This window comes from Mesorhizobium kamtschaticum (assembly GCF_056174585.1).
The window spans coordinates 5,608,356-5,621,775 of record NZ_CM149691.1 but is presented as its reverse complement, the minus strand read 5'-3'; the positions used below and the strand labels follow the sequence as shown (position 1 = coordinate 5,621,775).

10 protein-coding genes and 2 pseudogenes are annotated in these 13,420 nt (G+C 62.2%); 7 read left to right on the top strand and 5 right to left on the bottom strand.

The window, feature by feature from the left end:
* Positions 1 to 23: 23 nt before the first annotated feature.
* The 4 genes from AC0V7N_RS27995 (at position 24) to AC0V7N_RS27980 (ending at position 4,170) form a co-directional block, all read left to right on the top strand.
* Positions 24 to 1,211, top strand: a complete 1,188-nt coding sequence (locus AC0V7N_RS27995) for an amino acid ABC transporter permease (protein ID WP_475451429.1) — start codon at positions 24 to 26, stop codon at positions 1,209 to 1,211.
* A 4-nt stretch (positions 1,212 to 1,215) separates the two neighbouring features.
* Positions 1,216 to 2,373, top strand: a complete 1,158-nt coding sequence (locus AC0V7N_RS27990) for an amino acid ABC transporter permease (RefSeq protein ID WP_475451428.1) — start codon at positions 1,216 to 1,218, stop codon at positions 2,371 to 2,373.
* Positions 2,374 to 2,638: 265 nt separating this feature from the next.
* Positions 2,639 to 3,388: an amino acid ABC transporter ATP-binding protein gene (locus AC0V7N_RS27985; protein WP_031240865.1), complete on the top strand. Its 750-nt coding sequence runs from the start codon at positions 2,639 to 2,641 to the stop codon at positions 3,386 to 3,388.
* Positions 3,389 to 3,504: 116 nt separating this feature from the next.
* Positions 3,505 to 4,170 carry a TIGR02117 family protein gene (locus AC0V7N_RS27980; RefSeq protein WP_475451427.1) on the top strand — a complete coding sequence of 222 codons (666 nt, stop codon included), beginning with the start codon at positions 3,505 to 3,507 and terminating at the stop codon, positions 4,168 to 4,170.
* 37 nt (positions 4,171 to 4,207) lie between these two features.
* Here AC0V7N_RS27980 and AC0V7N_RS27975 read toward each other — a convergent pair whose 3' ends face one another.
* Together AC0V7N_RS27975 and AC0V7N_RS27970 are read right to left on the bottom strand one after the other, a co-directional pair.
* Positions 4,208 to 5,449, bottom strand: a complete 1,242-nt coding sequence (locus AC0V7N_RS27975; protein WP_475451426.1) for an FAD-dependent monooxygenase — start codon at positions 5,447 to 5,449, stop codon at positions 4,208 to 4,210.
* 19 nt (positions 5,450 to 5,468) lie between these two features.
* The gene (locus AC0V7N_RS27970) at positions 5,469 to 5,714 is read right to left on the bottom strand and encodes a zinc-finger domain-containing protein (protein WP_475451425.1); all 246 of its coding nucleotides are present in this window, start codon (positions 5,712 to 5,714) and stop codon (positions 5,469 to 5,471) included.
* 229 nt (positions 5,715 to 5,943) lie between these two features.
* Here AC0V7N_RS27970 and AC0V7N_RS27965 point away from each other — a divergent pair.
* The 3 genes and pseudogenes from AC0V7N_RS27965 to AC0V7N_RS27955 all read left to right on the top strand — a co-directional run.
* Positions 5,944 to 8,146, top strand: a pseudogene (locus tag AC0V7N_RS27965) (RNA degradosome polyphosphate kinase).
* Complete coding sequence (gene ppx, locus AC0V7N_RS27960) at positions 8,146 to 9,681, top strand: exopolyphosphatase (protein WP_475451424.1); 1,536 nt, start codon at positions 8,146 to 8,148, stop codon at positions 9,679 to 9,681. The pseudogene AC0V7N_RS27965 and the gene ppx overlap by 1 nt, the downstream one beginning before the upstream one ends.
* A gap of 82 nt (positions 9,682 to 9,763) precedes the next feature.
* Positions 9,764 to 10,678 (top strand): annotated as a pseudogene (locus tag AC0V7N_RS27955) (serine hydrolase domain-containing protein); the annotation flags it as partial.
* A gap of 150 nt (positions 10,679 to 10,828) precedes the next feature.
* On the opposite strand, the gene AC0V7N_RS27950 reads toward AC0V7N_RS27955, so the two are convergent.
* The 3 genes from AC0V7N_RS27950 to fumC all read right to left on the bottom strand — a co-directional run bounded on the left by AC0V7N_RS27950 (position 10,829) and on the right by fumC (position 13,404).
* A complete protein-coding gene (locus AC0V7N_RS27950) occupies positions 10,829 to 11,236 on the bottom strand; it encodes a DoxX family protein (RefSeq protein ID WP_475451423.1) in 408 nt (135 codons plus the stop codon).
* A 169-nt stretch (positions 11,237 to 11,405) separates the two neighbouring features.
* Entirely contained in the window at positions 11,406 to 11,828 is a 423-nt protein-coding gene (locus AC0V7N_RS27945) for a DoxX family protein (protein ID WP_183458078.1), read from the bottom strand.
* A gap of 178 nt (positions 11,829 to 12,006) precedes the next feature.
* Positions 12,007 to 13,404, bottom strand: a complete 1,398-nt coding sequence (fumC, locus tag AC0V7N_RS27940) for a class II fumarate hydratase (RefSeq protein ID WP_475451422.1) — start codon at positions 13,402 to 13,404, stop codon at positions 12,007 to 12,009.
* Positions 13,405 to 13,420: the final 16 nt, after the last annotated feature.

The window sequence follows — 13,420 nt, the reverse complement described above, 5'->3', positions numbered from 1 at the left end:
TTCTCTTTCCAGGGGATGGTCGAATGGCATCGCAGGAAGTTCTTCGCGAGGCGCCAAGTCGCGCTTCTCTTATAAACGACCCCAAAGTCCGCAGCATTTTCTATCAATGCCTGGTCGTTGCTTTGCTGGTGTCGGGTGTCTGGTGGATTGTCCACAACACCATCGTGAACCTCACGAACCTCCACATTGCCTCCGGCTTCGGCTTTCTGAGGGGCCGCGCCGGCTTCGACATCTCAGACACGCCCATCGCCTACACGTCGGACTCCACCTATGGCCGAGCCATCATCGTCGGCTTGATCAACACGTTGATCGTCGCCTTTGTCGGCATCATCACCGCCACCATCATCGGCTTTATCGTCGGCATCGGCCGGCTGTCGAAAAATTGGCTGATCCAGAAGATCTGCACGGTCTATGTCGAGGTGTTCCGCAACATCCCGCCGCTGCTGGTCATCTTCTTCTGGTATTCCGGCGTGCTAGCCGTGCTGCCGGCGCCGCGTGACAGCTATCATCTGCCTTTCGGATCCTTCCTCAACCAGCGCGGCTTCTATTTTCCACGCGCTATCTGGGGCGACGGCTCCTGGCTGATCCTGGTGGGTCTGCTTGTCGGCATCGCCATGGCGTGGTTCGTCGCCCGCAAGGCGCATCAGCGGCAGATGGCGACCGGGCAGCAATTCCCGGTGTTCTGGACATCGCTGGCGCTGATTATCGGGCTGCCGCTGCTTGCTTATGCGTTGAGCGGCTTTCCGCTGACCTTCGATTTTCCCAAGCAGTCGACTTTCAACCTGAGCGGCGGTTTCGTCGTCAAGCCGGAGTTTCTGTCGCTCTATCTGGCGCTGTCGTTTTATACCGCCGCCTTCATTTCCGAGATCGTGCGCGCCGGCATTCGCGGCGTTGCCAAGGGCCAGAGCGAGGCCTCGGCGGCGCTTGGCCTGCGTTCCGGCCAGGCGTTACGGCTGGTGGTCGTGCCGCAGGCCATGCGCATCGTCATTCCACCACTGGCCAGCCAGTATCTCAACCTGACCAAGAATTCCTCGCTCGCCATCGCCATCGGCTATCCCGACCTGACGGCGACGACCGGCACGGTGCTCAACCAGACCGGCCAGGCAGTGGAATGCGTGGTCATCATGATGGTGATCTATCTGGCCATCAGCATTCTGACCTCGCTGCTGATGAACTGGTTCAATGCCAAAATGGCGCTGGTGGAGAGGTAAGGACATGCAAGAACATGATATGTCCTGGGTACGCACCGAAATGATGCTGGCGCAACCGGCGCCTGCCGGCGTCACGGGTCTCAGCGCGTGGGTGCGAAGGAACCTTATCGCCTCGGTAGGCGATACCATCATGACCATAATCGGTTTGGCGCTGGTGGTGATGATCCTCCCGCAGATCATCAACTGGGCTTTCATCAACGCTGTCTGGACAGGACCGAACCGGACCGTCTGCGCCACGGTGACGCAAGGCGGAATTCAGCCGGACGGCTGGTCTGGCGCCTGCTGGGCCTTTGTGAACGCCAAGTTCGGCCAGTTCATGTTCGGAACCTATCCGATTGAGGAGCGCTGGCGGCCGATTCTGGTCGGCATATTGCTCGTCGTGCTTATGGTGCCGATGCTGATGCCGAGCGTGCCGCGCAAGGGCCTCAACGCCCTGCTGCTGATCGTCGGTTTACCTGTTGTGGCGTTCTTCCTGCTGGTGGGCGGCGTGTTCGGTCTGGAACATGTCGAAACCGCGCGCTGGGGCGGCTTGCTGGTAACGCTGTCGCTATCTTTCGTGGCCATCGTCGTGTCGTTGCCGCTTGGCATCGTGCTGGCGCTTGGCCGGCGCTCCAAAATGCCGATCGTCAAGATGCTGTGCGTCATCTTCATCGAAGCCGTGCGCGGCATTCCGCTGATCACCGTTCTGTTCATGGCCAGCGTCATGCTGCCGCTGTTCCTGCCGCCGGGGGTCACCTTCGACAAGTACCTGCGCGCGCTGATCGGCGTGTCGCTGTTTGCGGCCGCCTATATGGCCGAAGTGGTGCGCGGCGGCCTGCAGGCGATTCCAAAGGGGCAGTATGAAGGCGCCGATTCGCTCGGTCTCGGCTATTGGCAGAAGATGTACTTCATCGTCATGCCGCAGGCGCTGAAGCTGGTCATCCCAGGCATCGTCAACACCTTTATCGGCATGTTCAAGGACACCAGCCTGGTCACCATCATCTCGATGTTCGACCTGCTTGGCATCGTCAAACAGAACTTCTCCGACGCCAATTGGGCGACGGCGCAGACGGCCAAGTCCGGCCTGATCTTTGCCGCCTTCGTCTTCTGGCTGTTCTGCTTCGGCATGTCGCGCTATTCAATGTACACCGAACGCCGGCTCGACACCGGCCACAAACGCTGATGCATGTCGCCCAAAAGTGTGTTGCGGTTTTGGGATAACGGCATGCATCATAACCAAGATAGATGCATGTCGCCCAAAAGTGTGTTGCGGTTTTGGGATAACGGCATGCATCATAACCAAAGATAGATGCATGTCGCCCAAAAGTGTGTTGCGGTTTTGGGATAACGACATGCATCATAACCAAAGATAAAAGAACAAGGGGACCCCTGTCATGGCCACCGAAAATGCCGTCAGCGCGGAAGAGATCAAGGTCAACGCCGCCAAGATGCACATCTCGACCACCGATGTCGCCATCGACATCATCGCCATGCACAAATGGTATGGCGAGTTCCATGTGCTGAAGGACATCAATCTGAAAGTGATGCGCGGCGAGCGCATCGTCATCTGCGGGCCGTCCGGCTCCGGCAAATCGACCATGATCCGTTGCATCAACCGGCTGGAGGAGCACCAGAAGGGCAAGATCATCGTCGACGGCAAGGAATTGACCAACGATCTGAAGAAGATCGACGAGGTGCGCCGCGAGGTCGGCATGGTGTTCCAGCACTTCAACCTGTTCCCGCATCTGACCATCCTGGAAAACTGCACGCTGGCGCCGATCTGGGTGCGCAAGACGCCGAAGAAGCAGGCCGAGGAAATCGCCATGCATTTCCTCAAGCGGGTGAAAATCCCGGAGCAGGCCAACAAATATCCCGGCCAGCTGTCCGGCGGCCAGCAGCAGCGCGTGGCGATCGCGCGCTCGCTGTGCATGAACCCGCGCATCATGCTGTTCGACGAGCCGACTTCGGCGCTCGACCCGGAAATGATCAAGGAAGTGCTGGAGACGATGGTCGGCCTGGCCGAAGAGGGCATGACCATGCTGTGCGTCACCCACGAAATGGGCTTTGCCCGCAAGGTCGCCAACCGGGTGATCTTCATGGATCAGGGCCAGATCGTCGAGCAGAACACGCCGGCCGAATTCTTCGACCACCCGCGCCACGAGCGCACGAAGCTGTTCCTCAGCCAGATCCTGCACTAGGCCTTTCAGTGAACTGAGGAGAGCCCGGCCGAAACAGTGCCGGGCTCTTTTGCGTATGGGTAGGCAGGAGGCGGGCGGTTCGTGTCGCGCCGGATGCGTTTGCAGGGCCGCCATTCATGAAAAAGCTCGGCCGTTTTCTTGGTCTGCTGTTGATCGCGGTGGCGCTCGCCGTGACGCTCGGCACTTTGGTGCCGCGGCCGCTCTGGCAAACAGCCGGCGACAAGTCAGCGACGCGCCATATCCTGGTGCTGAGAAACCCGATCCATACCGACATCGCCATCCTGGTCGACGACGCCGTGCGCCAGCGCTTTCATTTTCTGGTCGAAGCCGGCATCCCGGCCGACGCGCCGGAGGTGCGCTACATCGTCTTCGGCTGGGGTGGCCGCGCCTTCTATCTGGAAACGCCGACCTGGTCTGAGATCAAAGCCGTTCCAGTGATGAAAGCGCTGACCCTCGACGCGTCGGTCATGCATGTCGATGTCGCCGGCGATATTGTCGAACCCCAGCCCGATGTCGCCGGCTTCGACATCGGCGAAGAGCAGTTCGCGGCGCTGCTCGATTTCATCGAGGCCAGTTTTCAGCAGGGTCCGGGCGGTCCGATCGTCATCGAGAATGCGGCCTATTCCAGGTTCGACCGGTTCTACGAGGCGAACGGCCATTTCAACGCACTGGTCGGCTGCAACACCTGGACGGCGGCGGCACTGCGCACCGCCGGTCTGCGCACCGGCTGGTGGAACCCGCTGCCGGTATCGCTCGGGTTGTCAATGCGACTCTATAATTAGCGTCTTTCCGCAGACAAGCTGAAAACATGCCTCGATTTCAGCGCCGGATGATTTCCTGCTGCTGCCAGCCATAGAGCCAGTCGAGGTCGGCCGCGAGTTTTCCCGAAGGGCGCATTTTCAGGAACAGATTGCGGGTGATAGCTACAGGGCCAGCAGCATGCCAGGCCAGCCGGTTGATGGCGCCGCGACGAGCGACTTGCGCGACGCGAGGCCGCCGCGATTGTTCCCAAACTGCCAGCGTGGCCAGGGGATCGGCGGGGGAGGCGCAGACGACGTCGGCAAGAGTCACTGCATCCTCGATTGCCATCGCGGCACCTTGGGCTGCAAAAGGCGTCATCGCATGAGCTGCATCGCCGATCAGCGCTATGCCGTCCGATGTCGTCCATGGCCTCTCCGGATAGGCAGTGTGGATTGGCCAGGCCGTCCATGGGCCCGCTTCCTTGACTAACCGTACCAGTCCCGGTGCTGTGCCGCGCATGGAGTCGGCCAGGATGCGTGGATCGGCATGGCCGGACCAGCCCTCGGCGATGCGCTCGCCTTTGGTGAAGGCGACGAGGTTGAAGGCGTCGCCCTTGCTGACGGGATAGGCAACCATATGGAAGCCCGGGTGCAGGAAGGTGGTAACGCAGTCCAAAGCGCCGATCGCTGCAAAGGCTTGGCCGGCAGCGCTGTCAGCCGCAATGGTGGAGCGCCAGGCAAGCTCGCCCGAGAACCGGCTTCCACTGCCCATGGTCCACTTGTCCAAAAGCGGCTTCCTGACGAACGACCAGACGCCATCGGCGCCGACGATGAGGAAACCGCCCGCTTCGATGACCTCACCATCGACCTCTGCCTGCATGCCGACGCCATGCGGCCCGAATGGAAAAATCTTTGTCACGCGCGCTCCGGTCTGGATTTTGATGTCAGGCCATTCCGCTACCCGCGCCATCAGCGCACTCTGCAGGTCGGCCCGGTGCGCAACGAGATAGGGAGCGCCCCAGCGGCTTTCACCCGATTGCCCGAGCGGCACGCGCGCCAATTGGCGCAACGTCCTTGCGTCCTTCAGCACCACGGCCTCCGGTCGCACCGCCGCCGGCAGCAGCCGATCGAGCACGCCGAGTTGGCGCAGGATGCGTGTCGCGTTGGGAGAGAGCTGGATGCCGGCACCTGCCGCTTCAAGGCGCTGTGCTTGCTCGAAAACCTGTACGGAATAGCCGCGTTCGGCAAAGGCAATGGCTGCGGTCAGCCCGGCAACGCCTGCTCCGGCGATGACGACTTGCCGGGAGCGCGTGTCGTCCATCAGCTCTGTCGCGAAAGAATCAGGCGGCCTGGTCGATGTAGAGGCAGCCGGCCGGCAGCGTTTCCGACGCCTTCAGCTTCGGCGAATACCGGTAGAGCGTCGAGCAATAGGGGCAGACTTTCTCATTGTCGTCGCCCATGTCGAGAAACACATGCGGATGGTCGAAAGGCGGGTTGGCGCCCGTGCACATGAATTCCTTGACCCCGATGTCGATCGCCGGATGGCCCGCATCGTTCTGGAAATGGGGAATGGAACCGCCTGCCATCGTCGTCTCCTTAACGCAGTCTCGCATGCATCTGGATCATAACAGGTCTCTTTGCAAGATCGATGAAATCAAACTGTCGCAAAAGCCTGTCAGAGGATAAGTTGAGCCGGTTAAGCGTGTGAGCGCGGACGCAAAGCGATTCCGCGACCGATCGTGCGTCACAAAAACATGTTAGAGCGTCCATCGCCATCTGGCGGCGCTGCAAAAGGAACGGTTACGGGCAGGGACCATGAACGAACTGAAGCCGGTGCAGAGCGAATTCGTCAATGTCGAGGTGGCCAGTTCGGAAGGCGGCAACCCCGATCGCTTCGTCAACCGCGAGTTTTCCTGGCTGCAGTTCAATCGCCGCGTGCTCGAGGAATCGCTGAACACCCATCATCCGCTGCTGGAGCGCGTCCGCTTCCTGTCGATCTCGGCAGCCAATCTCGACGAGTTCTTCATGGTGCGTGTCGCTGGCCTCGCTGGCCAGGTGCGCGAAGGAATCACGCTGAAAAGCCCCGATGGCCGCACGCCCGAGCAGCAGCTCGAACAATTGCTGCGCGAGGTTGAACGGCTGCAGGAAGACCAGCAGAAGAGCCTTTCGGCACTCACCGTGCTGCTCAACAAGGAAGGCATCGAGAGCATCACCCGCGACGCTCTGACCAAGGACGAGAAGGTCTGGCTGGAGGACCATTTCCAGGACCAGGTGTTTCCGGTGCTCACCCCGCTGTCGATCGACCCGGCGCATCCATTCCCGTTCATTCCCAATCTCGGCTTCTCGATGGCGTTGCAGCTGCGCCACCGCAAGAATGGCGAGGAAATGAGTGCGCTGCTGCGCCTGCCGGTGGCGCTGAAGCGTTTCATCCGTTTGCCGGACCGCAAGCACCATATCCGCTTCATCCCGCTGGAAGAGGCGGTTGGCCTTTACATCGGCAAGCTGTTCCCCGGCTATGAGGTCAAGGGCTCAGGCACGTTCCGCATCATCCGAGACAGCGATATCGAGGTCGAGGAAGAGTCGGAAGATCTCGTGCGCCTGTTCGAGACGGCGCTGAAGCGCCGCCGCCGCGGGTCGGTGATCCGCATCGAATTCGACAAGCTGATGCCTGGCGAACTGCGCGAATTCGTGGCCGGCGAGCTCGGTGTCTCATCGAGTTCGCATCAGCGTCCTCACCGGACCGCTGGCGCTCAGCCAGATCTCCGAGATTGTCTCCATCCCCCGCGATGACCTGAAGTTCACGCCTTACAATCCGCGCTTTCCCGAGCGCATCCGCGAGCATGGCGGCGACTGTTTTGCCGCCATTCGCGAGAAGGACATCGTCGTCCACCACCCCTATGGATCCTTCGACGTCGTGGTGCAGTTCCTGCGCCAGGCGATGGCCGACCCCGAAGTGGTGGCGATCAAGCAGACGCTTTACCGCACCTCCAACGACAGCCCGATCGTGCGCGCGCTGGTCGACGCGGCCGAGGCCGGCAAATCGGTGACCGCGCTTGTCGAGCTCAAGGCCCGGTTCGACGAGGAAGCCAACATTCGCTGGGCGCGCGACCTCGAGCGTGCCGGCGTGCAGGTTGTGTTCGGCTTCCTCGAACTCAAAACCCACGCGAAAATGTCGCTGGTGGTGCGGCGAGAGGACGGCAAGCTGCGCAACTACGTTCATCTCGGCACCGGCAACTACCACCCGGTCACCGCGCGCATCTACACCGACCTGTCTTTCTTCACCACCGATCCGACGATCGCGCGCGATGTCGCCCAGCTGTTCAACTTCATCACCGGCTATGCCGAGCCGACCGATGAGATGCGGATCGCGATCTCGCCATTCACGCTGAGAAGCCGCATTCTGAAGCACATTTCCGACGAAGTCGCCCATGCGCTGGAAGGAAAGCCGGCTCGCATCTGGATGAAGATGAACGCGCTTGTCGACCCGATCATCATCGACGCGCTTTACGATGCCAGCCGCGTCGGGGTGGAAATCGACCTCGTCGTGCGCGGTATCTGCTGCCTGCGGCCGCAGGTGCCGGGCCTGTCGGAAAACATCCGGGTCAAGTCAATTGTCGGCCGGTTCCTCGAACACAGTCGCATCTATTGTTTCGGCAACGGCCATGGCCTGCCCTCGGACGAGGCGATCGTCTACATCTCCTCGGCCGACCTGATGCCGCGCAATCTTGACCGCCGCGTCGAAACCATGGTGCCGATCACCAATCCAACTGTGCATGAACAGATCCTGGGCCAGATCATGCTGGGCAACATCATGGACAATCAGCAAAGTTTCGACGTATTGGCAGATGGAACCTCCCGGCGCGTGGTGCTGGAGGAGGGCGAGGAACCGTTCAACGCGCAGGAATATTTCATGACCAATCCGAGCCTGTCGGGACGGGGTGACGCGCTGAAGTCGCATGCGCCCAAGCGCATTGCGCAGTTCAAGCGCCGCAAGAAGAACGCCGCAGCGTCCACCTGATGCTGTCTGATTCCCAGGGCCGGCTGCAGGACCGCCGACCGCTGTCCATCATAGACATCGGGTCGAATTCGATCCGCCTCGTTGTCTATGAAGGGCTGGCGCGCTCGCCGACCATGCTGTTCAACGAAAAGATGCTGGCTGGTCTTGGCCGCGGCATCGTTTCGACCGGCAAACTCGACCCCGAGGCGGTGACGCGTTCGATGGAAGAGTTCCGCCGCTTTCGTGCGCTGTCCGACCAGGCCGGCTCCGAGCATATGTATGTTCTGGCCACCGCCGCGGCGCGTGAGGCGATCAACGGTCCCGATTTCATCCACCGCGCCGAAGAGGTGCTGAAAACCGAAATCCGCGTGATCAGCGGGCGTCAGGAAGCTTATTACTCGGCGCTTGGTGTCATTTCCGGCTTCCATCCGGCCAATGGCATTGCCGGCGATCTGGGCGGCGGCAGTCTCGAATTGGTCGACGTCAATGGCGAAGCGATCGGTGACGGCATAACGCTGCCGCTGGGTGGTCTGCGCCTGCAGGACATGGCGAAAAACTCTCTCACGCAGGCGCAGAAGATCGCGCGCGACGAGCTGGCGCGGGCCAAGCTGTTGAAAGGCGGGCAGGGCCGACCCTTCTATGCCGTCGGCGGCACCTGGCGAAACCTCGCCCGGCTGCACATGGAGATGAACAACTACCCGCTCGGCGTCATGCACCACTACGAGATGTCGGCCGACAGTGCGGCGAACTTTCTCAAGCAGGTGGCCAAAGCCGAGATCGAGAAGGTCAAGGGTATCGAAGGCGTTTCGAAGAATCGCCGCTCGCTGCTGCCCTATGGCGCCATCGTGCTGCAGGAGATCATGGCGGCGATGCAGCCGTCGAAGATCATCGTCTCGGCGCTCGGTGTGCGCGAAGGCTTTCTCTATTCGCTGCTCGATGAGGCGGAGCAGAAGGCCGATCCGTTGATCTCGGCGTCCGAGGAACTCGCCCGGTTGCGCTCGCGCTCCGTTACCCATGCGCATGAGCTGGTCGACTGGACGGCCAAATCCTTCGCCGCCTTCGGCATCGACGAGACCGAGGACGAGGCGCGCTACCGCCACGCAGCCGCATTGCTGGCCGATATCGGCTGGCGCGCGCATCCCGAATACCGCGGCAGGCAGTCGCTCAACATCATTGCCCATGCCTCTTTCTACGGCGTCGACCATCCCGGCCGTGCTTTCCTGGCTTTGGCCAGCGCCTATCGACACGACGGCATCTTCAACGAATCCATCGCGCCGGAAATCAAGGCGCTGGCCACGCCGCGCTACCTCGAGCGGGCTCGGGTGCTGGCGGCGATGATGCGGGTGGTCTATCTGCTGACGGCCTCGATGCCCGGCATCATGCCGAGGCTGAAATGGGAGCAGCGCGCCAACGGCGTGCTGGCGCTGGTGTTGCCGGCGTCGCTCTCCGACCTCTACGGCGAGCGGCCGGCCGGCCGCCTGGCGCAGCTGGCGCGGATCACCAACCGCAGGCTGGTGCTGGCGGTCGAGGGCGGGCCCAGCGTTTCGGTCAAATAGGGCACTCGGCAATAGAGCGCGTCGGTGAAACAACCGCGCGCGGATTTCGTGACGAAAGAGCAAAACGCGGAGTGGAAGGTCCATGAACAGCGCATTGTCCACGTCCGAAGCTGCCGCCGAATCTCTCGACTTCGATCCTGCCATCCGCCGCAAGCTCCTTGCCGGCATCGAATCCGGCCTGCTGCGCGACCTGCATGTCGTTCTCGCCGCCCGCGCCGCGCAAGTCGTCCTGGAACATTACGCCGAAGGCGCCGATGAGGAATGGGGCCGGCCCCTCGGTCATGTCGCTTTCGATGCCGACACACTGCACGATCTCCGCTCGGTGACGAAGAGTATTGTTGGCCTGCTTTACGGCATTGCGCTCGACAAGGGATTGGTGCCGCCGCCCGAAGCGCCGCTCGTCGCGCAGTTTCCCGAATATGCCGATCTCGACGCCGACCCGGCCCGCGCCAGGATCACCATCGGCCACGCGCTGACGATGACGCTCGGCATGGAGTGGGACGAGAACCGTCCCTACAGCGATCCGCTGAACAGCGAGATCGCGATGGAACTCGCCCCCGATCGCTATCGCTTCGTCCTCGAACGGTCGATCATCGCGGAAGCCGGGAGCCGCTGGATCTATTCCGGCGGCAGCGTGGCGCTCGTTGGCGCGATCATCGAGAGAGGCAGCGGCAAATCGCTGCCGGACTTCGCGCAGGAAACACTGTTCGCGCCGCTCGGCATCAGGCGTTTCCACTGGACGGCGGGTCACGATGGCATTGCCTCGGCAGCCTCGGGGCTCAGGCTGACCGCAACCGATCTGCTCAAGATCGGCCAGTTGCTTCTGCGCAAGGGCGAGTGGAACGGGCAGCGCATCGTCTCGGAAGGCTGGATCGCAGCATCGTTAACATCAGCGACTTCCACGCCCGACGGTCTCGGCTATGGCCGGCTGTGGTTCATCGGCGATGCGCCCGCGCCAGCCTTCGACGCTCCCAAACCATGGCATGCCGGCTTCGGCAATGGCGGCCAGCGGCTCTGGCTGATGCCCGAGGCGGATATCGCGGCCGTCATCTATGCCGGCAAATACAATGCCTGGGATGCCTGGGTCACGCCCACCCGCGTCTGGCGCGAGATCATCCTGGCCAATTTCCTGCGTCTTCAATCGAGATCAAGTCTCGCTGCCGCGTCCATCGGCCGACCAGGCTCCCGCACCAGCCATCGCCAGCGCCAGGAAACCGCCAGATATCGCAATGTCCTTCATCAGCATTTGCTGGTGCAGGAAGGCGAGCATCGCATCGCCGGCGCCTTGGCCGTAATGGCCGATGAAGCCGGCAACGACGCAGAAGGCCGCCAAGAGCAGCGCCACGATCCGGGTCTGGAAGCCGATGAGGATCAGCAACCCGGCGATCAGCTCGAACAGGCCCGTGCCCCAGGCGGCGAGCGTCGGCAGCGGCAGACCGAGGCCGGCGAAATAACCTGATGTACCGGCGATGTTGGCGAGTGCCTGGAAGCCGGATGGTACGAACATCACGGCAAACAGCAGCCGCGAAACCAGAAGCAATGCATTACGGGCCATGGCCACCTCCCTTGCCTGCGCCCGATTGGGCTCGGGCCGGCTACCGCGCAGGTTACCCCTGCGCGGCTGCGGCCGATACCGAACCGGCTATTCCAGACGACGAAAAAGCGGCGCGGAAAATTCCGCGCCGCTTCTGTCAAGGCCCGGGAGGGGGCTTGAGAGGGGAGGCTCAGCCGCGCTTGGCGTCGATCGAGTAGGCGCCGGCGCCCGATGAAGCCAGCAACAGGAAGCCGCCGGTGATGGCGAGGTTCTTGAGGAACTGGATCATCTGCATCTGGTCGGCCCAGCCGGTGTGGGCGACAAGCCCGGTGGCGATCGTGAAGACCGCGAGCACCCAGGCGGCGATCCTGGTCTGGAAACCGACGAGGATGGCGAGGCCGCCGAGCAGTTCGATCAGGCCGACGACGACGGCCGTTACGGTCGGAAGGGGCAGGCCGAGGCCGCCGAAATAGGCGGCGGTGCCGGAAATGGCGGTGAGCTTGCCGAAACCGGAAAGCAGGAAAATGACCGCGAGCAGGATGCGGCCGAGCAGGATGGTGACAGAACTGTTGGACGCGGTGCCGGCGCCGGCGGTGGAAGTGTTGATGGACATGGGGACTCTCCGAATGGGTTGAATGACCCATGAGATAGACGATGCCGACTGTTCACCAAAGCCGCCTATCCGGCGACACATCGTTCACAGGTTGTACATTTCCGTGATCGGCCAAGCAGCGCGAAATTCGTGTCGGGTGATATGGTGACGGGAGTAAATTATCCCGCCGAAAAACACTTTACCCCGGATGCGTCATGTCCTCCGGCCGCACCAGCCGATCATAGTCGGCCTCGCTGACCAGTCCTGTGGCCAGCGCTTCCTCGCGCAGCGTCGTGCCGTTCTTGTGCGCCGTCTTGGCGATCTTGGCGGCGTTGTCGTAGCCGATGGTGGGCGCAAGCGCCGTCACCAGCATCAGCGAGCGGTCGAGGGCCGCCTTGATGTTGTCTTCCCGCGCCTCGATGCCGACGACGCAATTGTCGGTGAAGGACACCGATGCGTCGGAGAGCAGCTGCACCGACTGCAGGAAATTGTAAGCCATCAGCGGATTGTAGACATTGAGCTCGAAATGGCCCTGGCTGCCGGCGAAGGTCACTGCGGCGTTGTTGCCGAACACCTGCACGCAGACCTGCGTCATCGCCTCGCACTGCGTCGGATTGACCTTGCCCGGCATGATCGACGAGCCGGGTTCGTTCTCCGGCAACGACAATTCGCCGAGGCCTGAGCGCGGGCCGGAACCGAGGAAGCGGATGTCGTTGGCGACCTTGAACAGTGCTGCCGCCGCCGCGTTGATGGCGCCGTGCGAAAACACCATGGAATCGTGTGCCGCCAGCGCCTCGAACTTGTTCGGCGCGGTGACGAAGGCGATGCCGGTGATGGCGGCGATGCGATCGGCCACCCGCTCGGCGAAGCCGACCGGCGCATTGAGGCCGGTGCCGACGGCGGTGCCGCCCTGCGCCAGTTCCTGCAGGCCGGGCAGCGTCAGTTCGATGCGCTTGATCGAGGAGGCGACCTGCGCCGCATAGCCGGAGAATTCCTGGCCCAACGTAAGTGGGGTGGCATCCTGCGTGTGCGTGCGGCCGATCTTGATGATGTGATTGAACTCCCGGCTCTTGGCGGCGAGCGCCTTGTGCAGGTGCTTCAGCGCCGGGAGAAGGTCGTGCACGATGCGCTCGGCGCAGGCGATGTGCATGGCCGTCGGATAGGTGTCGTTCGACGACTGGCTCATATTGACGTGGTCGTTGGGATGCACCGGCTTCTTCGAGCCCATGACGCCGCCCAGCATCTCGATCGCCCGGTTGGAGATCACCTCGTTGGCGTTCATGTTGGACTGCGTGCCCGAGCCGGTCTGCCAGACCACAAGGGGGAAATGGTCATTGAGCTTGCCGTCGATGACCTCCTGCGCCGCCTCGACAATCGTCTTGCCGATTGCCGGATCGAGCCGCTTCAACTCCATATTGGCTTCCGCCGCCGCCCGCTTGACGATGCCCAGCGCGCGCACGACCGAAACCGGCTGCTTTTCCCAGCCGATCTTGAAATTGCCGAGCGAGCGCTGCGCCTGCGCGCCCCAATAGCGGTCGGCGGCAACCTCGATGGGGCCGAACGTATCGGTTTCGGTTCTGGTCTTTGGCGTGCTCACGGCAAGTCTCCGGTCT